Here is a 21223-nt window from a genome sequence, read left to right on the forward strand (position 1 = left end):
ATCCGCGTCGCCCAGCGTGTCCTGGCGATGGCCGCCGCGATCTGGCACAACCACATGACCAACGCCCCGACTATCCGGTCACTGATCGCCTACGACCACTGACCGGCGATCGGACTTACTCGTCTAGACCCTGGTACGCCGCCGCACCGGGTGCCCGCGGAGCCGGGAACTTCGCGGGTGCCCGCCGTTCCTGCGCTCCCTGGGCCGGGCACCGCCGAGCCGGAACCGGCGACGCACCGGCGGCGTGCTGCCGCTCGGCTCCGCCCGCCGCTCGGGCACCGCGCTCCCGCTGAGTTTCGCTCTCAGCCGCGCCTCCCCACGAGTCAGCCGTCTCCACAGCGCGCGCCAGTCGGTCATCGACCCGGCCATCAGCGCGAGGGTGATCAGGACGACCGCCGAGATGACGAGCACGGCCAGGACGATGAGGAGGAGGACGACCAACAGGGAGCCGATGACGCCGAGCACTGCCAACATTCGCCGAAAGATGCCCGTTTACCAGCGGTTTATGCCACTTATTTGGGATATATCGAGGTTACTCCGGTTTGCCATTCAGCTGGTCGAGCCGTCCGGGCATGATGTCGAGCCGGCGCAGTATCACTCCCTCGCGCAGCGCCCACGGGCACACCTCCAGCCGGTCCACCTCGAACAGGTCCATGGCCGCGTCGGCGACCACCGCCCCGGCCGCGAGCTGCGCCGCCCGGCCCTCGGACACGCCCGACAGCTCGGCCCGCTCGGCGGAGCTCATGGTGGTGAGCTTGATCGCCCAGTCGGCCATGTCCTGCCTGGACAACGAGCGGGAGACGTAGGGGCCCTCGCTGGAGGGCGCGGCCCCGGCGATCCTGGCGAGCTGCTTGAAGGTCTTGGAGGTGGCGACCGCGCGGTCGGCCTCGCCGTATCTGACGACGTCGCCGACCGTGCGGGCGATCTCGGCGCGTACGTGCTTGCGCAGCTTGCGCACCTCGTCGGCGGACGGCGGGTCCGTGGTGAACCAGTCGCGGGTCAGCCGCCCGGCGCCCAGCGGCAGCGACACGGCCACGTCGGGCTCCTCGTCCACCCCACCGGCGATCTCCAGCGAGCCGCCCCCGATGTCGAAGGCCAGCAGCCGCCCCGACGACCACCCGAACCACCGGCGTACCGCCAGGAACGTCAGCCTGGCCTCGTCGCGCCCGGACAGCACGTTGATGTGCACGCCGCAGCGCGCGTCGATCTCCGCGAGCACCTGCTCGCCGTTGGCCGCCTCGCGCACGGCGGAGGTGGCGAAGGCCAGCAGGTCCTCCACCCCCTTGTCCTCCGCCAGGTGGACCGCCTCCTCGACGAAGGCGCCGAGTCGCTCGACGCCCTTGGCCGCCAGCCGGTTGTCCGCGTCGAGGTGCTCCGTCAGGCGCAGATCGACCTTGTGGGAGTAGGCAGGCATGGGCCGGGCGCCCCGGTGGGCGTCGACGACCAGTAAATGGACGGTGTTCGAGCCGATGTCCAGCACGCCGAGTCGCATGGGAAAACGCTACCGTCCTGCGGCTTTGACGGCGAAGCGGAGCCCGAAGTGGGCAGGTGTCGTGGGCAGCGGAACCTCCGGTGTGACGGGCGGACTGACTCCAGGCACTACCCTTCCTTGGTGTCATGACACGTTTGGGGGGATCTTTGAGCGCTTGTTGTGGTCCGAGCAGAGAGGCCGCCGGGCCGTACCAGGAGACCGCCGAGATCATGGTGCGGCGGCGGGCGGCGCCGCGCGGGATGGTGCGCGTTCCCGGGGGGACGTTCCTCATGGGCGGGGACGATCCGGACGGCCGTCCCGAGGACGGCGAGGGTCCGGTGCGCGAGGTGCGACTGGAGCCGTTCCTGATCGATCCGGCGTGCGTGACGAACGCGCAGTTCGCCACGTTCGTCAAGGAGACCGGGTACGTCACCGAGGCCGAGCGGATCGGCTGGTCGTTCGTGTTCGCGCAGTTCGCCACCGGCGGGGTGATGGACGCGAGCGTGCCGGGCGCGCCCTGGTGGGCCGGGGTCGAGGGGGCCGCGTGGCGCTCCCCCGAGGGTCCCGGCTCGTCGGTCGGCGACCGGCAGAACCATCCCGTCGTGCACGTGTCATGGAACGACGCCACCGCGTACGCCGCCTGGGCGGGCAAGCGGCTGCCCACCGAGGCGGAGTGGGAGATGGCGGCGCGCGGCGGGCTCTCGCGGCAGAGGTACCCGTGGGGCGACGAGCTGGCACCCAAGGGGCGGCAGCGGTGCAACATCTGGCAGGGCCGGTTCCCGACCGCGCCGAGCAAGGGGACGATGCCGGTGAAGTCGTTCCAGCCCAACGGCTACGGCCTCTACAACGTCTCCGGCAACGTGTGGGAGTGGACCGCCGACTGGTGGAGCACGAGCTTCGCCGGGTCCGCCGACGATCCCACCGGCCCGGCGGACGGCACGGCGAAGGTGATCCGCGGCGGCTCCTACCTGTGCCACGACTCCTACTGCAACCGCTACCGCGTGGCCGCCCGCACCTCGAACACGCCGGACTCCTCGACCGGCCACACCGGTTTCCGCTGCGCGGCCCTACGCTGATCGCATGTCACGAACCCTGCGACTGTTGATCACCGGCGGCGGCACCGGTGGTCACACCTATCCGGCCCTGACGACCCTGTCGGCCGTCCAGCGACGTCAGGTGCCGCACGACGTGCTCTGGGTGGGCACGGCGGGCGGCCTGGAGGCCAGGATCACGGCCGAGCACGGCATCCCGTTCAAGGCGATCACCACGGGAAAGCTGCGCCGCCGTCCGAACATCAAGGAGCTGGGCACCAATATCGCCGACGTGTTCCGCATCCCGGTCGGGGTGCTCCAGGCGGTCGGGCACGCCGCCCGCTACCTGCCCGACGTGGTGCTCTCGACCGGGGGTTACGTGGCGGTGCCCATCGGGGTGGCGGCCAAGCTGATCCGCCGGCCGCTGGTCATGCACGAGCAGACGACCGTGGTGGGGCTGGCCAACCGCATCCTGGCCAGGCTGGCGACCAGGATCGCGCTGTCGCACGAGTCGTCGCTGGAATACCTGCCCGCCGCCGCCAGGGCCAAGGCCGTGGTCACGGGCAACCCCATCAGGCCGGAGCTGCTGCAGGGCAACAGGGCGGCGGCGTACGACCTGTTCGGGCTGACGTTCGAGGTGCCGCTGATCTACGTGACGGGGGGCGCGCAGGGCAGCAAGCAGATCAACACGCTGATCGCGGAGATCCTGCCGGGACTGCTGCCGCACGCGCAGATCGTGCACCAGTGCGGGCCCGCCTGGATCGAGCAGATGCGGGCCGTGGCGCTGCCGCCCGACCTGGCCGACCGCTACCATCCGGTGCCTTACGTGGGGGCGGAGCTGGCCGACCTGTTCGCGGCGGCCGACGTGGTGATCGCGCGCAGCGGGGCGGGGACGGTGTCCGAGCTGACCGCCATCGGCAAGCCCGCCGTGCTGATCCCGCTGATCCCGACGGGTGGTGACGAGCAGCGCAAGAACGCCGCCTACCTGGCCTCGGCGGGGGCGGCGCGGGCGCTGCTCGAGCCGCATCCGACGGCCGAGCTGCTGCTGGCCGAGCTGATGCCGCTGCTGGCCGATCCGGGGTTGCGGGGGGCGATGGGGCACGCCGCGGCCAAGCTGGGCCGCGTGGACGCCGCCGACGCCCTGTGCGACGTCCTCCTGGAGGTCGCGCACACGCCGGCTCAGGGCTCCAGATAGCGGAACGCCTCCTGGGCGGAGCTCACGCTCCGCCTCAGCGACTGTTCGAGCCGGTCGGCGTCCTCGGCCAGCCGTTCCAGCTCCGGTACGGCGAAGCCGTCCGCCCCGGTCTCGGCCACCAGCTCCTCGTACTGGTGCAACCGGCCGCGCAGCTCCTCGATCTGGTGGTGGGCCAGGTAGGCGCGCTCGGCGTCGGTGACGTTGGCGGCGTACCGTTCCAGCGCCTCGACCCGGGCCAGGACGGCGTCCTCGCTGCTGTCGAGCGCCCTGGCGAGGGGCTCGGCCACGGCCGCCACCTCGGGCGTGAGCCCCTGCGAGACGGTCTCCCGGTGCTTGGCGCGCAGCGCGGACAGCTTGGCCAGCAGCCGGGCGATCTCCCACTCCTGCGCGGGCAGCATCACCGCGTTGCGCACGTCGTCCAGCAGGCCCTCGGCGTTGATCCGGGAGCTCGTCACGGTGGCGATGGCGCGCTGGGCGCGGGCGAGCAGCCTGGCGGAGGACTCGTCGAGGTCGTCCACCAGCACGTAGCGGCCCTCGTACCAGCGCAGTTGCTCGTAGACGTCCCGCTCGAACTCCTCCTCCTCGTCCCCCGGCAGGTCGTTGCGGACGAACATCACGACCATCAGGGGGATGCCGAGCAGGACGAGCATCAGCAGGCCGAGGCCCCTGCCTAAGAAGCCGATGCCCGTCATCAGGCCGAAGAAGGCGACCGTGCCGATGGCCGCGATCATGCGGTAGTGCGCGCCCGAAATGGCCCGCCGCGACTCGGGAACCCAGCCCTGGCGCATCTTGATCAGCACCCGCCGGCTCTCCCTGAGCAGCTGCGCGTCATCCGGCGGCACCCCGGGGTCTACTACCACATCCGCCACGAAACCGGATCCTAAGCGAAGTCAGCCTCTAAGGTGGCGAAAAGCCTCGTGTGCGGAGCTGACACTGTCGCGTAACGCCTGCTCAAGGCGGTCGGCGTCGTCCGACAACCTGCTCAGCTCCGGAACCGCCGATTCGTCCGCGCCCGATTCCGCGAGGAGCTCCTCGTAGCGGGGCAGCCGGGCGCTGAGGCGTTCGATCTGGTTTCTGGCGCGGTAGGCGCGCTCGGCGTCGGCGACGTGGCCGGCGTAGCGTTCCAGGGCCTCGACGCGGGCGAGCACCGCCTGCTGGCTGCTGTCGAGGGCGTGGGCGAGGGGTTCGGCGACGGCGGCCACCTCGGGGGTGACGCCTTCCGCGACGACCTCCTGGTGTTCGGCGCGCAGGTCCGACAGCTTGGCCAGCAGCCGGGCGATCTCCCACTCCTGGGCGGGCAGCATCACGGCGTTGCGCGCGTCGTCCAGCAGGCCCTCGGCGTTGACGTGGGAGTCCATGACCTGGTCGATGGCCGCCTGGGCGCGGGACATGAGGGCCCTGGCGGGGTCGTCGAGGTGCTCGCGCAGCACGTAGTGGCCGTGGTGCCTGGTCGCGGCGTCGTAGACGGCTCGTTCGAGCGCGTGCCCGCGCTCCACCTCGGCGTCGGGCCTGGGTCTGAGCAGTACGCTGACGATCAGCAGCGCGGCCCCCGTCATGATCACCACGAAGGGCGTGTAGCGCTCCGCGACGAACAGGGCCAGCCCGTACACGACCGCCGCCACGGCCGTCGCGGTGGCCGCCAGCCTGGCCACCATGCCGGCCACGGGGCCGGTCATGGGGCGGTGCCGCCGGTGCGCGGGGGCCCAGCCCGAGTGGATGCGCAGGAGGAGTTTACGGTTGTCACGTAGTAAGGCCGCGACGTCGTCGGGCACCGCCGGATCGACTATCACCTTCGCATGACGTCCGGGCACGTTATTGATCCTAATTGATCCAATGTGAGCCCTATGTGAGCCGTTCTGTCCGAGTGTCAGCCCTCCAGATACCGGAACGCCTCGTGGGCGGACTGGACGCTGCGCCGTAACGTACGCTCCAGCACGTCGGCGTCCTCGGCCAGCCGTTCGATCTCGGGCACGGCCAGCTTGTCCGCCCCCGACTCCGCCAGCAGCTCCTCATAGCGCGGCAGCCTGGCGCGCAGCTCCTCGATCTGGCCGCGGGCGTGGTAGGCGCGCTCGGCCTCGGCGACGTGACCCGCGTACCGTTCCAGCACCTCCACCCGGGCGACCACGGCGGCCTCGCTGTTGACCAGGGCGCGTTCGAGCGGCTCGATCACCGAGGCGACCTCCGGCGCGATGCCCCTGGCCAGCAGCTCCCTGTGCTCCAGGCGCAGGGCCGACAGCTTGGCGAGCAGCCGGGCTATCTCCCACTCCTGCGCGGGCAGCATGACGGCGTTGCGGGCGTCGTCCAGCAGCCCTTCGGCGTTGACGTGGGAGCGCAGCACGGATCCGATCGCCCGCTGCGCCCTGACCAGCACGAGCCTGGCCTCCTGGTCGAAGTCCTCGGCCAGCAGGTAGCGGCCGTCGTACCAGCGGGCCTGTTCGTACACGCCGCGTTCCTGCGGCCGGTCGTCGTCGGGCACCTCGCTCAAGGAGGCGATCTTGACGAGCACGATGAAGACGTACGTGCCGAGGAGCACGAACCCGGCCGGCGCGAACGGCGAGGCCAGCAGGATGCCCATGAGGGCGATCACCACGGGCGTGGCGGCCAGCAGCACCGCGCTGGAGGGGCTGTGGCGGCGGGGCGGGCGGACTTCCGCGGGGGGCACCCATCCCGCCCTGACCCTGGACAGTAAGGGGGCGTTGGCACGCAGCAATCCGGCAACCTCCGGGGGTACTCCCGGATCGACGACCACACCCACGCTCTGTCCTGGCACCCTGGCGCCCCCAACGCTCGTGATGTGTGGATATTACGTAACATTCCGCCCGAGTGTCAGCCTCGGAAAGGACAGGCCGGGGAACCACCAGGTGCACTTCCATGACGGCAGGCACCGGGATCAGGCCCACCACAGGGGCGTCCACCAGCACCGCAGCGGCCAACCCCACCCCCATGACGGGCGTCGAACGTGCCGAACGCAAAACATGATCGTAACCGCCGAGGTAATGCCCCTGGCGGGCGAGCGTCGCCGCGAGCAGCATGTAGCCGAGCAGGTCGAGCGGTCTGGCGGTAGCCGGGGTACGGCGAGCGCGGGTGACATGTCGAGACCGGGCCTTCCGCTCCGACCTCTGCTGTGAGGGACCCACCAGAGGTTCCCGGCACAGCGGAGAGGACTGATCATGGGACTACCAGTGGTGCATTTCGAGATCATCGGGAACGATCCGGCGAGGCTCCAGAGCTACTACGGCGAGCTGTTCGGCTGGGAGTTCCACGCGGGCGACGCGGTCACCGAGAAGGTCTCGCAGCCGGGCATGTACGGCTTCGTGGACGGGAGCACGACCGGCGAGGGGAACGGCATCAACGGCGGCGTCGGCGGCGGCCGGGGCCATGAGCGCCGGGTCCTGTTCTACGTGGCCGTACCCGACGTCGGGGCCGCGCTCCAGCAGGCCGAGAGCCTCGGCGGGAAGCGCCTGATGGGCCCCGAGCCGAAGTCCGGGGATTTCACGGTCGGGCGCTTCACCGACCCCGAAGGCAACGTGATCGGCGTCGCCGGTCCATCGGCGTAGCCGCCCTGGGTATCGCCGGTGAACATCAGGACGATCAGTCCGTGCTCTTCTGGTGCAGCTCCAGCAGCACCGTCTCAGGGACGCCCGCCTTGACGAGCTGATCCCACGTCCCCATCCGATCGACCGGATCGGCGAGCATGGCGTGCAGCAGCGGCCGCAACTCCGCGTGGTCGGCCCCGTCCTCCCGCCACATCGCCCCCAACGCCCGATGCATGGCCGGCGACCGCACCGCCACCGTCCGCACCAGCTCCTCCAGGATCCCGACCCGATCCCGGTACGGCAGGTTCCGCCCCTCCCCCAGCGCGCCCAGCAGGAGATCCAGCAGCCTGCGGTGCCGGGGCGTGTGGCCGGTGGCGACGGCGACCACGACGTCGCCCAGGCCGCCGGTCTCGGCACCCCCGAGAACGACGTCCTCCTTTCCGCCCTCCACCACCCGATGCGCCGACAGCGCGGTGACCAGCCCGGTCCAGCCCTCCTGCCCGAGCTGCCCCTTCCACAGATGCGTGAACGAGGACCACCGCTCCAGGTAGTCGGGGCCCGGCAGGAGGGACGAAACGCTCACCGGCTCCTCGGCGGCGGCGACGATCAGCAGGGCGAGGTTCGCGGAGTACGCGGCCAGCCGCCGCGTCACCGTGTGCCGTACCGGCCTGAACCCGGTGAAGTGGCGCCGCCGCCGCCCGTGCAGCGACCGCCGCAGCAATCCGGCCAGCAGCTCCACGCACCGCGCCCGCACCGCCGAGGGCACCTCGTCCAGCAGCTCCAGGATGAACCCCACCGTCGGCCCGCGCTCGGCCAGGCACGAGTGCGACGTGACCGCGTACAGCAGGTCGTCGTCCACGCTCTGCACCAGCGCGAGGGGCTCGTCCCCCGCCTGGCGGCGTCTCCTGTCGAGGTCGCGCACCGCGTACATGGCCAGCCACGCCACCAGGAACTCCCCGAACGTGGCGTGCAGGAACGTGTGCCCGTTCCGGCGCACGAAGAAGAACCGTTCGGTGGCCCGGCGCGCCCAGTCGACCCCCTCCTCGCCCGGGTCGTCCTCGCCGCCGTGGCACAGCGCGGGCACGTCCCTGTTGAGGTCCTCGTCGGTGATGACCTGGCGGCCGCGGGCCAGCATGGACAGCGCCACCGTGCCGAGCAGCACCAGCTCCTGGTCGATGACGACCCGCCGGGCCCCGCCGGTCTCCCGTTCGGTGTAGTCCCTGAGCAGCACCTCGTACAGGCGGGCGCGCCCGAGCGGGCCGTGGTCGCGCTGCAGCACGTTGCCGCCCGCGTCGTAGAGCGCGAGCAGCAGCAGGAGCAGCGGCTGCCTGGCCATCTCGCCGTGCACGAGCGCCGCCTCCGCCGGCAGGGGCTTCAGGTCGCGCCTGGCCAGCAGGGCGCGGTTGGCCTGGTCCCAGATGTCCAGCCACTGGCGTACCTGCTCGTCCGCGAACGGCTGGAGCTGCAGCGCCAGCAGCCCCTCGGGAAACCTGATCCGGTCGGCCACCACCGTGCGGCTGGTCACGATCACCGCGACGGGCCGCCCGAGCCCGGCCTCCCTGGCCTGGAACTCCTGTACGCGTTCGAGGTAGTCGTAGCGGTTGACCCCGCCCTGGACCAGCTCGTCGAACCCGTCCAGCAGGATCACCGGCATCGCCCCGTCGCCCGCCGTCACCAGGTCGGCGTACGCCACCTCCTCCTCCAGCACCGCGCGTACGGCCTGCTCGATCTGCTCGGTGACGCTCGCCCGCGCCCCCACGCCCTGCAACTCCACCCGGATCGGCAGGAACTCCGACCTGGCCAGCCGCGCGCCGAGCACCTCGGTCAGCTTCGTCTTGCCGGAGCCGGGCTCGCCCAGCACCAGCAGGGGCGCCTGGGTGGCGCGCAGCGACGTGAGGTGCCCCGCCAGGAACGCCTCGGAGTCGGGCAGCAGCCGCTGGTCGTCCCACCAGCTCCGCAGCGCGGGCGTGGCCTCGCGGGTCAGCTCGGCCACCCGGCAGCGCGGGCTCAGGTAGCCCTCGCCGAGCAGCGGCAGCGAGACGTCCTCGGGCAGCTTGCCGGCGAGCAGGAGCGGCTGGTCGAGGGCGTTGGCGGCCATCCTGGCCCGGTGGATCATGGGACGGTCGCCGACCCGGGGCGGGGCCAGCTCGGCCAGCAGCCACGCCACCCGCGACAACGCCGTGGCGGGTTGCGGCTGCTCCGTGACGAGGCTGCGCACCCCGAACTCGTGACTGTCCAGCGCCAGCGAACGGTAGTCCTCGTCGTAGATGCGCAGCGCGTGCGCGGGCGGCCCCTCGGCGAGCATGCGCGGCAGCAGGAGCTGGTCGTCGACCGGCAGCTCCGCCCAGATCGCCAGGCCGCCGACGTAGCCGGCCATGGCCTCGGACATGCGCAGGTAGGCACGTTCCACGGCCTGCCGGGTCTCCGCGTACGGCAGATGCGGCTCGGGCGTGGGCAACCGGTCGAGCAGCAGCCCCGCCACCAGCCTGGCGAACCGCTCCTGCGTCGGCACGCCGCGCGAGATCTTGTCGCCCCGGTCGAGCTGGTCCAACGTGAACGGCAGCTTCGCCTCGCCGAGCGCCTCGAAGTACGCCGACACGACGACCACCGCGTGCGCCGCGGCCAGCCGCTGCGTGCGGGTGAACCGGTCCACGCCGCTCTTGAGCTCCGGCATGCGGCGGATGACGTCCTCGCCGTAGCGGACGATGTCACCCCGCATGTCGGCCAGCCCCATCACGAGCTGCCCGCCGCCGGCCAGCGCCCAGCCGGTACGGGCCGCGGCCGAGGCGAACCCGACCACCTTGACGAGCCGGCCCTCCTTGCATCCGAGAATCCTCAGGGCGTCGGCGTAGCTCGGGGTCTCGATCATGGCCTCCTCCCGGGACCTGGGATGCCCATCATGCGCTGTACGCCGGGATCGCGCAGGCTCCTTCGCCCGGACGATCTGAACGTTATGTTTCCTTCACGGCCTGCTCGATCTCCGGCAGCGCCGCAGGGTCCTCGATCGTCGACGGGGTGCGGTAGGGGTTCCCGTCGGCGATGTCCCGCATCGTGGCGCGCAGGATCTTGCCCGACCGGGTCTTCGGCAGCCGGGCGACGACCACGGCGCGGCGGAAGGCGGCGACCGGGCCGATGCGGTCGCGTACCAGGGTGATCAGCTCGCGTTCGATGTCGTCCTGAGCTCGTTCGGCGCCTGCCTTCAGCACCACGAACCCGACCGGGACCTGGCCCTTGATCTCGTCGGCCACCCCGATCACCGCGCACTCGGCCACGTCCGGATGGGCGGCGATGACCTCCTCCATCGAACCCGTCGAGAGCCGGTGCCCGGCCACGTTGATCACATCGTCGATGCGGCCCATGACGTAGAGGTAGCCGTCCTCGTCCACGTGGCCGCCGTCGCCCGTGAGGTAGTGGCCCGGGTAGCGCTCCAGGTAGGAGCGGGCGAAGCGGGCGTCGTCGCGGTAGAGGGTGGGCAGCGAGCCGGGCGGGAGCGGCAGCTTGATCGTGACCGCGCCCTCCACGCCCGGCGGGCACTCCTTGCCGTCGGGGTCGAGGATGCGTACGTCCCAGCCCGGGACCGGCTTGGTGGGCGAGCCGGGCTTGATGGGGAGGGTTCCGAGGCCGACGCAGTTGGCGGCGATCGGCCAGCCGGTCTCCGTCTGCCACCAGTGGTCGATGACGGGAATGCCGAGCAGGTCGGAGGCCCAGTGGTAGGTGTCGGGGTCGAGCCGCTCACCGGCCAGGAACAGGTACCGCAGTCCGGACAGGTCCCATTTTTTCGCGAAATTTCCGGATGGGTCCTCTTTCTTGATGGCCCTGATCGCGGTCGGCGCGGTGAACAACGTCCGCACCCCGTGCGTGGCCACCACCCGCCAGAACGCGCCGGGGTCAGGCGTGCCGACCGGCTTGCCCTCGTACAGGATGGTCGTGCACCCGGCCAGCAGCGGCGCGTACACGATGTAGGAGTGTCCCACCACCCAGCCCACGTCGGAGGCCGCCCAGTAGACCTCGCCGGGGGCGGCGCCGTAGACGTTCGCCATGCTCCAGTGCAGCGCCACCGCGTGCCCGCCGTTGTCGCGCACGACGCCCTTGGGCGAGCCGGTGGTGCCGGAGGTGTAGAGGATGTAGAGCGGATCGGTGGCCGCCACGCTCACGCAGGCGGCGGGTTCGGCCTCCCGTACGGTCCGCGCCCAGTCGAGATCACGCCCGCCTTCCAGCTCGGCCACGCACTGGGGCCGCTGCAGGATCACGCAGTGTCCGGGCCGGTGCGAGGCCTGCTCCAGCGCCGCGTCCAGCAGCGGCTTGTACGCCACCACCCGCGCCGGCTCGATCCCGCAGGACGCCGAGAGCACCACCTTGGGCCTGGCATGATCGATCCGGACCGCCAGCTCCCTGGCCGCGAACCCCCCGAACACCACCGAATGCACCGCCCCCAGCCGCGCGCAGGCCAGCATCGCGACCACCGCCTCGGGCACCATGGGCATGTAGATCACCACGGTGTCCCCGGCGCGCACGCCGAGATCCCGCAACATGCCCGCGGTCCGGGCCACCTCGTCTCGCAACCCGGCATAGGTGATCGTGCGCGCGGTGCCGGTGACCGGGCTGTCGTAGATCAGCGCCGCCTGCTCGCCGCGCCCGGCCTCGACGTGCCGATCGACCGCGTTGTGACAGGTGTTCAGCCGTCCGTCGGGAAACCACCGGCCGCCGCCGTAAACGGTGGCGGGCGCCACGTCCCAGTCGATCCCGCGCGCCGCCTCGGCCCAGAACGCGCCGGGTTCCTCGATGCTCCGCCGGTAAGCCTCGTCATAACCGCCCACTTTTCGATCAGACCAGCCCCCGCCCCCATGGCGCAAGATATGCGGGTGAGCGATGACATAATCCTTTCCGTCGTCATGGGGTCCCGGGCGTACGGGCTCGAAACCGACCGTTCCGATACGGACCGCCGGGGGGTGTTCGTGGCGCCGACGGCGGCGTTCTGGCGGCTGGACAAGCCGGCCACGCATCGGGACGGGCCGCTGCCCGAGCAGTTCTCGTGGGAGGTCGAGCGCTTCTGTGGCCTCGCCCTCCAGGCGAACCCCACCGTCCTGGAGTGCCTGTGGTCGCCGATCGTGGAGGTGATCACCCCTGCCGGGCAGCAGTTGCGTGATCTGCGGCCGGCGTTCGTGTCGGATCGGGCCCGCCGGACGTTCGCCGGGTACGCCGACGACCAGTTCCGCCGCCTCGACCCGGCCGCGCCCAAGTGGAAGCAGGCGATGCACATGGTGCGGCTGCTGCTCAGCGGCCTGCACCTGGTGCGGCACGGGGAGCCGCTGGTCCAGGTGGGGCCGCACAGGGAGCGGCTGCTGGCGATCAGGCGCGGCGAGCTGCCCTGGGCGGAGGTGGACGCCTGGCGGGCCGCCCTGTCCGCCGAACTGGCCGCGAGCCCGAGCGTGCTGCCCGCGCAACCGGATCGGGACCGGGTGGAGGACTTCCTGGTCGGCGTACGCAAGGAGAACCTGTGAACCTGCCCGGATGGCTGGCGGAGATTCCCGGCGAGCAGCCGTACCCGCTGGTGTTCGCCACGGTGAGCGGCGCGCACCTGTACGGATTCCCTTCGGTGGACTCGGACGTGGACCTGCGGGGCGTGCACGTGTTGCCGGTCGAGGAGGTGGCGGGGCTGCGGCACGGGCCGCAGACGCTGGAGCGGATGTGGACGCGCGAGGGCGTGGAGGTGGACCTGGTCACGCACGACGCGGCCAAGTTCTGCCGGTTGCTGCTGGGCCGCAACGGCTACGTCCTTGAGCAGTTGCTGTCGCCGCTGGTCGTGGCGTCCTCGCCGGCGCACGAGGAACTGGCCGCGCTCGCCCCCGGCTGCCTGACGCGGCACCACGCCCACCACTACCTGGGGTTCGCGCGTACGCAGTGGCGGCTGTTCACGAAGACCCTGGAGTTGAAGCCGCTGCTCTACACCTTCCGCGTGCTGGCCACGGGTACGCACCTCATGCGCACCGGCGAGCTGGAGGCCGACCTGACGCGCCTGTACGCGTACGGGCCCGCGTACCTGCCCGAGCTGGTCGCGGCCAAACAGGCGGCCGAGCACAGCCCCGCGCCGTCCACGCTCGGGCTGGAGGCGGACGTGGAGCGGATGACGGCGGCGCTGGAGGAGGCCCGGGAGTCCGCGGCACTGCCCGAGCGGGCGAGCGCCGCGGAAGCGCTGCATGACCTGGTGCTGCGGGCCAGGTCACGGGGGTGAGGTCGGCATCACGTGTTCACGGGATTCGCCGACAGGACCAGCCTGATGGCGTGGTTGCGGTATCCGGCCCGTTCGAACGCCCTGGCCATCGGCACGTTGCCGGTGTCCGTGTCCGCCCGGATGCGCTGGACTCCGCGTTCCGCGAGGAAGCGGGTGATCTCGGCGAGCAGGGCGTCGACGTGGCCGCGGCCGCGGTGCTCCGGCACCACCCCGAGGTAGCCGACCACCGGCCCCGCGTCGTTGGCCGACGGCAGGGCGACCCCCACCAGGTCCCCGTCCTTGGTGTACGCCAGGCGCCACCATGACCGGTCCCCCGGCATGGACTTGTAGTCGTTGACGTCCTCCCGGGCCTGCGCCACCGGGTCCATGGTGACGAGAGCCTGTCGCGTGGCGAAGTCGAGGGTTCCGACGGCCACCCGGACGAACGCCTGCACGAACACCTCGTCGTCGTCATCGCCGCGGAACACGAGCCGGTCGGAAGCCTCCGGTACGGGACCGTCCGCCGTCCATTCGTAGCGCAGGCGTTCCAGCTCCTCGGTCAGCCCGGCGCGGCTTGCGGCCTCCCAGCGCCAGGCGACGGCCGCCGCGGTCTTCGGGTTGCCGCGCCAGCCGTTGGGCACGAAGACGTGGTACGCGGGCGCCTCCCCATAGGCGGCGTGGGCCCGGCGCAGCAGCTCGGCGGCCAGTCCGACGCGGTCCGCCACCGTGGGATGGACATAGAGGCAGTCCATGGCCAGCGGCTTGGCGCCGTCGGGAAAACCCCACCAGACCGCGCGGGACAGGATCTCGCCGCTCTGCTCGTCGACGGCGAGCCAGATGTGGTCGAAGCGGTAGTTGCCGGTCTCCAGGTACGACAGCAGCCGGTCGGGATGCGACCAGCTGATCGACTCGTCGACGACGCAGCCGAGCAAATTGTCTAGGTCAGCCTCGACCGCAGTGCGGAAATGCACGATTCCTCCGAGAAGTAGAAGCGGACGCGGTGAGCGCCCGGGGTAGTACCGAACATCTCAGCGCCTCCTTTCTTCCGACTTTTCGGCGTCAGCGACACTCTAGCGGAGATATCACGACAGGATGGGCTCGTGAGGTCCTACGACGACGACACGCTGCCTCTGCAGCCTCCGATCCGGCTGCCCGGGGCGGCCACGCTCGCGGCGGCCGTACGCGCTGCTCCCCTGGCCGAGGAGCTCCTGAAGGCGGAGCTCATGAAGGCGGAAGGCGACGACACGGAGGTGCTGGCCGCCTGGGCGGACCACTGCCGCGAGAAGCTGGCCGCCGACGAGGGGCTGCTGCTGGAGCTCATCAGGATGTTCCTGTCCCGCGAGCCGCTCAAGGGCGACGTGCCCGGGACGCTGACGGGTCTCGGACTGGTACGGCAGGCGGAGCCGTACACGCTGAGCTGGCTCGGACTGTGGGTGGCGCGGCAGATCATCGCCGAGACCACCGGGCAGGACATCCCGGTCATGGGCTCCCTCTCCGACCGGGAGGCCGCGGCGCTGCTGCACGGCCTGCGTTCCTATCCGGAGGCCGAGCGGGGCGAGGAGCTCGCGGGCTGGCTGGAGGGCCGGGACGCGGCCGCCGCGGTGGCCGAGATCGCCTCGGCGCTCGCCACGGTGAGCCCGCTGAGCCGGGCGGTCGGCGTGGAGCTGCTGGCGTCGGGGCTCGGCGACGAGGGCCGGCAGGCGCTCGCCGGGCTGCTGGAGGAGCCGAAGCTGGGCGCGGTGATCGCCGCCAGGACCGGGCGCGAGGACCGGCAGCCCGCCCCCGAGGAGATCGCCTGGGTGCTGGTGGACATGGCGGCGGCGCTGCTGGAGTTCGGGGGTGAGACGGGCGAGGTGATCGAGTCGATCGCCATGGGGATGAACGCGGAGGAGCAGGCGGGCACGATCGCGATCCTGGCGTTCGGGGATCATCCGTGGACGGGGCGGGTGTTGCGGGTGTTCATCGACCATCATCCGGACGAGAAGGTCGTGGCCTCGGCCCGCAAGGCGTTGCGCAGGTTGCATGGTCTCGCCGACGCGCGGGGGTAGGGAGTACACCTGGTCCGGGCGTTCGGGTCGGGGGCGGCGGCGGTAGAGTCGGCCCGGTGACCAAGCATGCGATCTCCCCGCAGAGCGGCATCCTGGGTGACGCGTTCGCCTGCGACTGCGGCGCCGTGCTGGCCGGGCGGATGACCGCCGAGCTGCACGCCGCCGAGAACGGCCTGTGCTCGGCCTGTCTCGGCTCGGCCGAGGAGGAGCTGGCGCCCGGGCTGGCGCGCGGCTGCTCGGCGTGCGTGGCGACCGGGCGCCGTAAGGAGCAGATCACCTGGCAGCTCGCGTACGCCGAGGCCGAGCACCTGATCACGATGACCGTCATCCGCGGGATCGTGGCGGGGTTCGACGGGCCGTTCCACCTGTCGGAGATCGCCGACACGGTCAGGTCCGGGCTGGGGCTGGCCGCCGGGCGCATGCCTGTCGGGCCCCGCGTGCGCGACCTGCTGTTGCAGTTGCAGGCCACGGGCGAGATCACCATGTTGTCGGCGCCCGACGAGATGGTCGGCACGGACATGGTCCTCTACCGCGACCCGCAGTGGCAACGCGCCCGCACCCTGGGGCTCTGAAGCACCACCGCGGGTCCGCTGTCAGACGCGGCAGAGGATCTCGCCGTGCAGGACCGACAACCAGCCGTCGCCGGCCGCCGCCCACTCCAGCCACCCCTCCGAGATCCGCCGCAGGCCGGCCTCCGTGGCGGCGCCCGTGGCCAGGGCCTGTTCGGCCATGGCCGAGCGCAGAACCCGCTCCGCCCACATCCCGCCCCACCAGGCCCGGTCCTCGGGCGTGGCGAAGCACCAGGTCGAGGAGGTGGCGGTGACGTCCTCGAAGCCCGCCGCACGGGCCCACGACAGCAGCCGCCGCCCGGCGTCCGGCTCGCCGCCGTTGCCCCGCGCGACCTTCTGGTACAGCGCCATCCACTCGTCCAGCACCGGCAGCCGCGGATACCACGTGAACCCGGAGTAGTCGCTGTCCCGCGCCGCGACGATCCCGCCGGGCTTGGTCACCCTGCGCATCTCGGACAACGCCCGCACCGGATCGCCGACGTGCTGCAGCACCTGGTGCGCGTGCACCACGCAGAACGTCTGGCCGGCGAACTCCAGCGCGTGCACGTCGGCCACCGCGAAATCCACGTTCGCCAGCCCTCTGGCGGTGATTTCGGCCCTGGCCAGGTCGAGGGCGTCCGGGGTCACCTCGGACGCCGTCAGGTGCCCGACCCTGGCCGCGAGATCCGCGGTGATCGTGCCCGGGCCGCTGCCCACGTCCAGCACCTTCATGTGCGGCTTGAGGTGGGGCAGCAGGTACGCGGCCGAGTTCTCGGCGGTACGCCAGCGGTGCGAGCGCAGCACGGACTCGTGGTGGCCATGCGTGTAGACGGCATCCATGTGGCCAGACTCCTTCGTTTCTGTCCCGATGTCGCACCATCTTAGCGCTCATCTCACGATTCAAGAAGAAACGTCTCGGGATATGAACACTCGCATCGCTCGTACACTTGTTGCGAAATGGTCGCAACTTCGGGAAGGGCGTTGGTCGTGGGAGAGGTCCGGCCGATCGTGTACGTGGGCGATCCGGTGCTGCAGCACCCGTGCGAGCCGGTCACCCGGTTCGACGAGGAGCTGGCGGCGCTGGTCGACGACATGTTCGCCAGCATGTACGCGGCCGAGGGCGTGGGCCTGGCCGCCAACCAGATCGGCGTGCCGCTGCGCGTGTTCGTCTACGACTGCCCGGACGCGGACGGCGAGCGCCACCGGGGCGTCGTCGTCAACCCGGCCCTGGACCTCCCGGGGCTCGGCGAGCGCCACCTCGACCCCGGCGACGAGGGCTGCCTGTCGGTCCCCGGCCAGTACGCGCCGCTCCCGCGCCCCGACCACGCCACCGTGCACGGGTTCGACACGGCCGGCGAGCCCGTCACCGTCGAGGGCACCGGGCTGCTCTCTCGCTGCCTCCAGCACGAGACCGACCACCTCGACGGCTACCTCTACATCGACCGCCTGCCGGCCAAGCGGCGCAAGCAGGTGCTGGCCGCGTACGAGGAGGCTCGTTCCGCTGTCGCGGACATCTCACCGCTGTAGCGGATGCGCGGCCCACCGCAAAGGCTCGTGCCGGTGTCTGGCCGGACCTGCGGAGGACCCGTGAGTCGCCCGTCCGCTCGGGTAGGGGGTCGGCACCGAGCGACAGGAGGATCCCATGGCGAAGACCGTGGCAGACCTGATGACCTCGCACCCGGCGACGGTCGAGGCCGACCAGCCGGTGTCCGTCGCCGCGTCGCTGATGCGCGACAACGACGCCGGCGCCGTGATCGTCAACGACAACGGGCGCATGCAGGGCATTATCACCGACCGTGACATCGCCATCCGGGTGGTCGCGGAAGACAAGTGCTGCCAGACGCCGGTGCGCGAGGCGTGCAGCCCGTACGTCGAGGCCATCGGTCCGGACACGAGCATCGACCAGGCGGTCCGGCTCATGCGCTCGCACGCCGTACGCCGCCTGCCGGTGGTCGAGGACGGCCGCGCCGTCGGCATCGTCAGCCTCGGCGACCTGGCCCTCGAACGCGACCCGAACTCTGCCCTCGCCGACATTTCGGCCGCGGAAGGCAACCGGTAACGTGCCCGTGTGGTCACAGTCGACGATGTACGGCGGTTCGCGCGCACGCTCCCGCGCACCTCGGAGCACCTGATCAGGGATCGGGTCAAGTTCCGCGTAGGCAAGATCGTCTACGTGGCGTTCTCGCACGACGAGACGCTGATGGGCTTCGGGTTCCCCAAGGAGGAACGCGAGGCGCTGGTGGCGGCCGAGCCGGCCAAGTTCCTCATGCCGAGGGAGTCCGACCTGCGCTTCAACTGGGTGGTCGTGCGCCTGGCCGCCATCGAGGCCGAGGAGATGCGGGAGCTGGTGCTGGAGGCGTGGCGCATGTGCGTGCCGAAGAAGGTACGCCTGGAGCAGCAGCTCGCCGCCGAGCGCTGACGGCCTTAGGACACGCTGCGGTAGAGGTCCCTGGTCAGGGTGGTGATGCGCTTGACCGAGCCGCTCCACGTGCTGCCCGCCGGGTGCGCCGTCAGCACCGCCATGACGAACCGGTCGCCCTTGCCGGCCAGGCCGGTCGTGTGCAGCACCGGACGGCCGTAGTCGGGCACGCCCGAGCCGGCGGCGCGCTGCGCGACCAGCGAGATGGCCGCGGCGGCGGCCTTCGCGTCACACCTGACCGGCGGCGTCGTGCCGAACCCCGACCATCCCTGCTTGACCGCCCACGGCCTGGGCACCCCGTCGGGGATGCCGAAGGTCTGGTCGAAGCCGTCGGTCCCGCACGGCGTGGACCGCCGCAGGTGCCCCAGGATCGTGTCCCTGACCTTGGCGTCGGCCCGGTCGAGCAGGTAGCGGTAGGTGCGTACGACGTCGTACGCGCTGAGCGAGGTGTAACCCCAGAAGCCCGGCTTGGCGGCGGGCGGCGGCGTGGTGTCGGACAGGCCGAGCTTGCGGGCCGTCCTGACGATGATCTGCCCCTTGCCGCCGCGGTCCCAGAAGGTCGAGGCGGCGTCGTCGTCGCTGGACCGCAACATGATCCGCAGCAGCTTGGCGTCGGCCGCGGGCACGCTCTTGCGCCGCTCCAGGTAGTCGATCGCGATGAGGATCTTGACGACGGACGCCGAGCGGTACTTCCGGTGCGCGTTCCTCGTGGCCACGAACTTGCCGGCCTGCCGGTCGAACACCACCCACGCCGCCGTGGTCCCCGCGGGGACACGCGGAGGCTTGGACGCGGCGGCGTGGGCGGCGGCGCTCGGCGCCGCGAGCGCGGCGACGACGAGGGGCCCGGTGACGAGCAGGGGGGCCAGAGGCTTCATTAGCACCCGCCTATAACTACCAGATTCCGGCACAACACCCTTGACGGTCCAACGTAAGCGGGTATAAACACAGAGGAAACCAACTCGAAACGGCGGTGAATCAACATCATGTACGCCGAGGAGCGGCAGCAGGAGATCCTGCGCAGGGCGCGCGCCGCGGGCCGCGTCGACGTGGTGACGCTGGCCGCCGAGCTCGACGTCACCACCGAGACGATCCGCCGCGACCTCACGTCGCTGGAGCGGGCGGGCGTGCTGCGCCGGGTGCACGGGGGCGCGATCCCCGTGGAGCGCCTCGGGTTCGAGCCCGCGCTGGACACCCGCGACGAGGTGATGACGGCCGAGAAGGAGCGCATCGCCAAGGCCGCGCTCGCCGAGCTGCCCGAGGACGGGTCCGTGATCATCGACGCGGGCACCACCACGGGCCGCCTGGTCCAGGTGCTGCCCACCGACCGGGAGCTCACCGTCGTGGTGAACTCGCCGCCGCTGGCCACCGTGCTGGCCGCGCGGGCCAACCTGCATGTGATCATGCTGGGCGGCCGGTTGCGCGGCAACACCCTGGCCACCGTCGACGACTGGGCCCTGCGCCCGCTGGCCGACCTCAATGTGGACGTGGCGTTCATGGCGACCAACGGCTGCTCGCTCACCAGGGGCCTGACCACGCCCGACCCGGCCGAGGCGGCGATCAAGCGGGCCATGGTCAAGGCCGCGCAGCGCAGCGTGCTGCTGGCCGACCACACGAAGTTCTCGAACACGTACCTGGCCAGGTTCGCCGACCTGGGCGAGATCGACGTGGTCATCACCGACACCGGGCTGGACCTGACGCTGGCCGCCGACGTGGCGGCGGCCGGGCCGGAGGTGATCAGGGCGTGATCCTCACCCTGACCCTGAACCCGAGCCTCGACCGCACCATCGAGATCGCCGCGCTGGACCGGGGCGCGGTCATCCGCGCCGCCGTCGCCCACCTCGACCCCGGCGGCAAGGGCGTGAACGTCTCGCGCGCCCTGCTCGCCAACGCCGTGGCCAGCAGGGCGGTGGTGCCGTTCGGCGGGAACGAGGGCAGGCAGCTCGTCCGCCTGCTCGCCGCGGAGGGGCTCGACATGATCACCGTCCCGGTGGCGGGCACGACCAGGTCGAACGTCACCCTCGCCGAGCCCGACGGCACCGTCACCAAGATCAACGAACCCGGCACGGCGTTGTCGGCGGCCGAGCTGGACACGATCGCCGACGCCGTGCTGGCCGCCGCGCACTCCGACGACAAGGGGGCCGACTGGGTGGTCGCCTCCGGCAGCCTGCCGCCCGAGGTCCCCGCCGACGTCTACGCCAGGCTCTGCCGCAGGTTCGCGGGGGCGGGCATCCACGTGGCGGTCGACACCAGCGGCCCCGCGCTCGCCTGCGCGCTCGGCGCCGCCCCCGCCCTGGTCAAGCCGAACCTCGAAGAGCTCTCCGCCGCCACCGGCATGCCCATCCGCCGCCTCGGCGACGTGGTGGAGGCCGCGGGCAAGCTGCGGGCCGCGGGCGCGCGGACCGTGCTGGCCAGCCTGGGCGCCGACGGCGCCGTCCTCGTCGAGGAGCACGGTATCTGGTACGGCGAGGCCACCGTGACCGAGCCGCGCAGCTCCGTCGGCGCCGGGGACGCCATGCTGGCCGGCTTCCTGGCCGCCGGCGGCCACGGCCCGGAGGCACTGAAACGGGCGCTGGCCTGGGGCGCCGCGGCCGTACGCCTGCCCGGCAGCCGGATGCCCGGCCCCGGCGACATCGGCTTAGACGGCGTCACCGTCCATCCACCGGACCCGGCCCGCCCCCTCACCTCTCCCATCGTCCCGACCCCATCCGCCCCCACCCCGCTCCCGTAGTCCCGCGAGGCGGCTGATCAACTGCTCATCCCCCCG

At 71.5% G+C, this 21223-nt stretch carries 22 protein-coding genes and 1 pseudogene; 13 read left to right on the forward strand and 10 right to left on the reverse strand.

Going from position 1 to position 21223, the window contains the following annotated elements:
* Positions 1 to 102: pseudogene (locus ACFLIM_RS20945) on the forward strand (IS982 family transposase); the annotation flags it as partial.
* A gap of 21 nt (positions 103 to 123) precedes the next feature.
* Here ACFLIM_RS20945 and ACFLIM_RS20950 read toward each other — a convergent pair.
* Together ACFLIM_RS20950 and ACFLIM_RS20955 are read right to left on the reverse strand one after the other, a co-directional pair.
* The gene (locus ACFLIM_RS20950; protein WP_393167848.1) at positions 124 to 474 is read right to left on the reverse strand and encodes a hypothetical protein; all 351 of its coding nucleotides are present in this window, start codon (positions 472 to 474) and stop codon (positions 124 to 126) included.
* Positions 475 to 532: 58 nt separating this feature from the next.
* Positions 533 to 1492, reverse strand: a complete 960-nt coding sequence (locus tag ACFLIM_RS20955) for a Ppx/GppA phosphatase family protein (RefSeq protein WP_393167850.1) — start codon at positions 1490 to 1492, stop codon at positions 533 to 535.
* Positions 1493 to 1701: 209 nt separating this feature from the next.
* Here ACFLIM_RS20955 and ACFLIM_RS20960 point away from each other — a divergent pair, with 209 nt between their 5' ends.
* The gene (locus tag ACFLIM_RS20960; protein WP_449291479.1) at positions 1702 to 2547 is read left to right on the forward strand and encodes a formylglycine-generating enzyme family protein; all 846 of its coding nucleotides are present in this window, start codon (positions 1702 to 1704) and stop codon (positions 2545 to 2547) included.
* 4 nt (positions 2548 to 2551) lie between these two features.
* Positions 2552 to 3697: a UDP-N-acetylglucosamine--N-acetylmuramyl-(pentapeptide) pyrophosphoryl-undecaprenol N-acetylglucosamine transferase gene (locus ACFLIM_RS20965; RefSeq protein WP_393167852.1), complete on the forward strand. Its 1146-nt coding sequence runs from the start codon at positions 2552 to 2554 to the stop codon at positions 3695 to 3697.
* Here ACFLIM_RS20965 and ACFLIM_RS20970 read toward each other — a convergent pair.
* The 3 genes from ACFLIM_RS20970 to ACFLIM_RS20980 are packed head-to-tail and all read right to left on the reverse strand — an operon-like array spanning position 3682 to position 6359.
* Positions 3682 to 4566 (reverse strand): hypothetical protein, encoded by an 885-nt coding sequence (locus ACFLIM_RS20970; protein ID WP_393167854.1) that lies wholly within the window; start codon positions 4564 to 4566, stop codon positions 3682 to 3684. The two genes, ACFLIM_RS20965 and ACFLIM_RS20970, sit on opposite strands and share 16 nt — an antisense overlap.
* Before the next feature lie 21 nt (positions 4567 to 4587).
* The gene (locus tag ACFLIM_RS20975; protein WP_393167856.1) at positions 4588 to 5508 is read right to left on the reverse strand and encodes a hypothetical protein; all 921 of its coding nucleotides are present in this window, start codon (positions 5506 to 5508) and stop codon (positions 4588 to 4590) included.
* Positions 5509 to 5564: 56 nt separating this feature from the next.
* The gene (locus tag ACFLIM_RS20980) at positions 5565 to 6359 is read right to left on the reverse strand and encodes a hypothetical protein (protein ID WP_393167858.1); all 795 of its coding nucleotides are present in this window, start codon (positions 6357 to 6359) and stop codon (positions 5565 to 5567) included.
* A gap of 508 nt (positions 6360 to 6867) precedes the next feature.
* Between ACFLIM_RS20980 and ACFLIM_RS20985 the strand changes: the two genes are divergently transcribed.
* The gene (locus ACFLIM_RS20985) at positions 6868 to 7254 is read left to right on the forward strand and encodes a VOC family protein (RefSeq protein WP_393167860.1); all 387 of its coding nucleotides are present in this window, start codon (positions 6868 to 6870) and stop codon (positions 7252 to 7254) included.
* A 34-nt stretch (positions 7255 to 7288) separates the two neighbouring features.
* On the opposite strand, the gene ACFLIM_RS20990 is transcribed toward ACFLIM_RS20985, so the two are convergent.
* The gene (locus ACFLIM_RS20990; protein WP_393167862.1) at positions 7289 to 10102 is read right to left on the reverse strand and encodes an NACHT domain-containing protein; all 2814 of its coding nucleotides are present in this window, start codon (positions 10100 to 10102) and stop codon (positions 7289 to 7291) included.
* An 82-nt stretch (positions 10103 to 10184) separates the two neighbouring features.
* Positions 10185 to 12050 carry a propionyl-CoA synthetase gene (locus ACFLIM_RS20995; protein ID WP_393167864.1) on the reverse strand — a complete coding sequence of 622 codons (1866 nt, stop codon included), beginning with the start codon at positions 12048 to 12050 and terminating at the stop codon, positions 10185 to 10187.
* Between the two features lie 39 nt (positions 12051 to 12089).
* Between ACFLIM_RS20995 and ACFLIM_RS21000 the strand changes: the two genes are divergently transcribed.
* Together ACFLIM_RS21000 and ACFLIM_RS21005 are read left to right on the forward strand one after the other, a co-directional pair.
* Positions 12090 to 12734 carry a nucleotidyltransferase domain-containing protein gene (locus ACFLIM_RS21000; RefSeq protein ID WP_393167866.1) on the forward strand — a complete coding sequence of 215 codons (645 nt, stop codon included), beginning with the start codon at positions 12090 to 12092 and terminating at the stop codon, positions 12732 to 12734.
* Positions 12731 to 13465: a nucleotidyltransferase domain-containing protein gene (locus ACFLIM_RS21005; RefSeq protein ID WP_393167868.1), complete on the forward strand. Its 735-nt coding sequence runs from the start codon at positions 12731 to 12733 to the stop codon at positions 13463 to 13465. Before ACFLIM_RS21000 ends, ACFLIM_RS21005 begins: the two co-directional genes overlap by 4 nt.
* Positions 13466 to 13473: 8 nt before the next feature.
* On the opposite strand, the gene ACFLIM_RS21010 is transcribed toward ACFLIM_RS21005, so the two are convergent.
* Positions 13474 to 14415 (reverse strand): GNAT family N-acetyltransferase, encoded by a 942-nt coding sequence (locus tag ACFLIM_RS21010; RefSeq protein ID WP_393167870.1) that lies wholly within the window; start codon positions 14413 to 14415, stop codon positions 13474 to 13476.
* Between the two features lie 129 nt (positions 14416 to 14544).
* Between ACFLIM_RS21010 and ACFLIM_RS21015 the strand changes: the two genes are divergently transcribed.
* A complete protein-coding gene (locus ACFLIM_RS21015) occupies positions 14545 to 15492 on the forward strand; it encodes a hypothetical protein (protein ID WP_393167872.1) in 948 nt (315 codons plus the stop codon).
* Positions 15493 to 15548: 56 nt separating this feature from the next.
* Positions 15549 to 16064, forward strand: a complete 516-nt coding sequence (locus ACFLIM_RS21020; protein WP_393167874.1) for a hypothetical protein — start codon at positions 15549 to 15551, stop codon at positions 16062 to 16064.
* A gap of 21 nt (positions 16065 to 16085) precedes the next feature.
* Here ACFLIM_RS21020 and ACFLIM_RS21025 read toward each other — a convergent pair whose 3' ends face one another.
* On the reverse strand, positions 16086 to 16880 hold the full coding sequence (locus ACFLIM_RS21025; RefSeq protein ID WP_393167876.1) for a class I SAM-dependent methyltransferase: 795 nt from the start codon (positions 16878 to 16880) through the stop codon (positions 16086 to 16088).
* A 147-nt stretch (positions 16881 to 17027) separates the two neighbouring features.
* Here ACFLIM_RS21025 and def point away from each other — a divergent pair, with 147 nt between their 5' ends.
* The 3 genes from def (at position 17028) to ACFLIM_RS21040 (ending at position 18459) form a co-directional block, all read left to right on the forward strand.
* Positions 17028 to 17567: a peptide deformylase gene (gene def, locus ACFLIM_RS21030; RefSeq protein WP_393167877.1), complete on the forward strand. Its 540-nt coding sequence runs from the start codon at positions 17028 to 17030 to the stop codon at positions 17565 to 17567.
* Positions 17568 to 17682: 115 nt separating this feature from the next.
* On the forward strand, positions 17683 to 18099 hold the full coding sequence (locus ACFLIM_RS21035; protein ID WP_393167878.1) for a CBS domain-containing protein: 417 nt from the start codon (positions 17683 to 17685) through the stop codon (positions 18097 to 18099).
* A gap of 9 nt (positions 18100 to 18108) precedes the next feature.
* Positions 18109 to 18459 carry an MmcQ/YjbR family DNA-binding protein gene (locus ACFLIM_RS21040; RefSeq protein WP_393167880.1) on the forward strand — a complete coding sequence of 117 codons (351 nt, stop codon included), beginning with the start codon at positions 18109 to 18111 and terminating at the stop codon, positions 18457 to 18459.
* Between the two features lie 5 nt (positions 18460 to 18464).
* Here ACFLIM_RS21040 and ACFLIM_RS21045 read toward each other — a convergent pair whose 3' ends face one another.
* Positions 18465 to 19334 (reverse strand): hypothetical protein, encoded by an 870-nt coding sequence (locus ACFLIM_RS21045; RefSeq protein WP_393167881.1) that lies wholly within the window; start codon positions 19332 to 19334, stop codon positions 18465 to 18467.
* Between the two features lie 108 nt (positions 19335 to 19442).
* Here ACFLIM_RS21045 and ACFLIM_RS21050 point away from each other — a divergent pair, with 108 nt between their 5' ends.
* Together ACFLIM_RS21050 and pfkB are read left to right on the forward strand one after the other, a co-directional pair.
* Positions 19443 to 20204: a DeoR/GlpR family DNA-binding transcription regulator gene (locus ACFLIM_RS21050; RefSeq protein ID WP_393167883.1), complete on the forward strand. Its 762-nt coding sequence runs from the start codon at positions 19443 to 19445 to the stop codon at positions 20202 to 20204.
* A complete protein-coding gene (gene pfkB / locus ACFLIM_RS21055) occupies positions 20201 to 21187 on the forward strand; it encodes a 1-phosphofructokinase (protein ID WP_393167885.1) in 987 nt (328 codons plus the stop codon). Before ACFLIM_RS21050 ends, pfkB begins: the two co-directional genes overlap by 4 nt.
* Positions 21188 to 21223: the final 36 nt, after the last annotated feature.

It is taken from the genome of Nonomuraea marmarensis (genome assembly GCF_043197025.1).
Lineage (GTDB): Bacteria > Actinomycetota > Actinomycetes > Streptosporangiales > Streptosporangiaceae > Nonomuraea > Nonomuraea marmarensis.

Excerpts from the sequence above, each read along its gene's own strand:
- ACFLIM_RS20960 (WP_449291479.1), top strand. The coding sequence starts at position 1,702 with ATGGTGCGGCGGCGGGCGGCGCCGCGCGGGATGGTGCGCGTTCCCGGG.
- ACFLIM_RS21045 (WP_393167881.1), bottom strand. The coding sequence starts at position 19,334 with ATGAAGCCTCTGGCCCCCCTGCTCGTCACCGGGCCCCTCGTCGTCGCC.
- ACFLIM_RS21000 (WP_393167866.1), top strand. The coding sequence starts at position 12,090 with ATGCGGGTGAGCGATGACATAATCCTTTCCGTCGTCATGGGGTCCCGG.
- ACFLIM_RS20955 (WP_393167850.1), bottom strand. The coding sequence starts at position 1,492 with ATGCGACTCGGCGTGCTGGACATCGGCTCGAACACCGTCCATTTACTG.
- ACFLIM_RS21050 (WP_393167883.1), top strand. The coding sequence starts at position 19,443 with ATGTACGCCGAGGAGCGGCAGCAGGAGATCCTGCGCAGGGCGCGCGCC.
- ACFLIM_RS20965 (WP_393167852.1), top strand. The coding sequence starts at position 2,552 with ATGTCACGAACCCTGCGACTGTTGATCACCGGCGGCGGCACCGGTGGT.
- ACFLIM_RS20985 (WP_393167860.1), top strand. The coding sequence starts at position 6,868 with ATGGGACTACCAGTGGTGCATTTCGAGATCATCGGGAACGATCCGGCG.
- ACFLIM_RS20950 (WP_393167848.1), bottom strand. The coding sequence starts at position 474 with ATGTTGGCAGTGCTCGGCGTCATCGGCTCCCTGTTGGTCGTCCTCCTC.
- ACFLIM_RS21035 (WP_393167878.1), top strand. The coding sequence starts at position 17,683 with ATGGCGAAGACCGTGGCAGACCTGATGACCTCGCACCCGGCGACGGTC.
- ACFLIM_RS21025 (WP_393167876.1), bottom strand. The coding sequence starts at position 16,880 with ATGGATGCCGTCTACACGCATGGCCACCACGAGTCCGTGCTGCGCTCG.
- ACFLIM_RS20990 (WP_393167862.1), bottom strand. The coding sequence starts at position 10,102 with ATGATCGAGACCCCGAGCTACGCCGACGCCCTGAGGATTCTCGGATGC.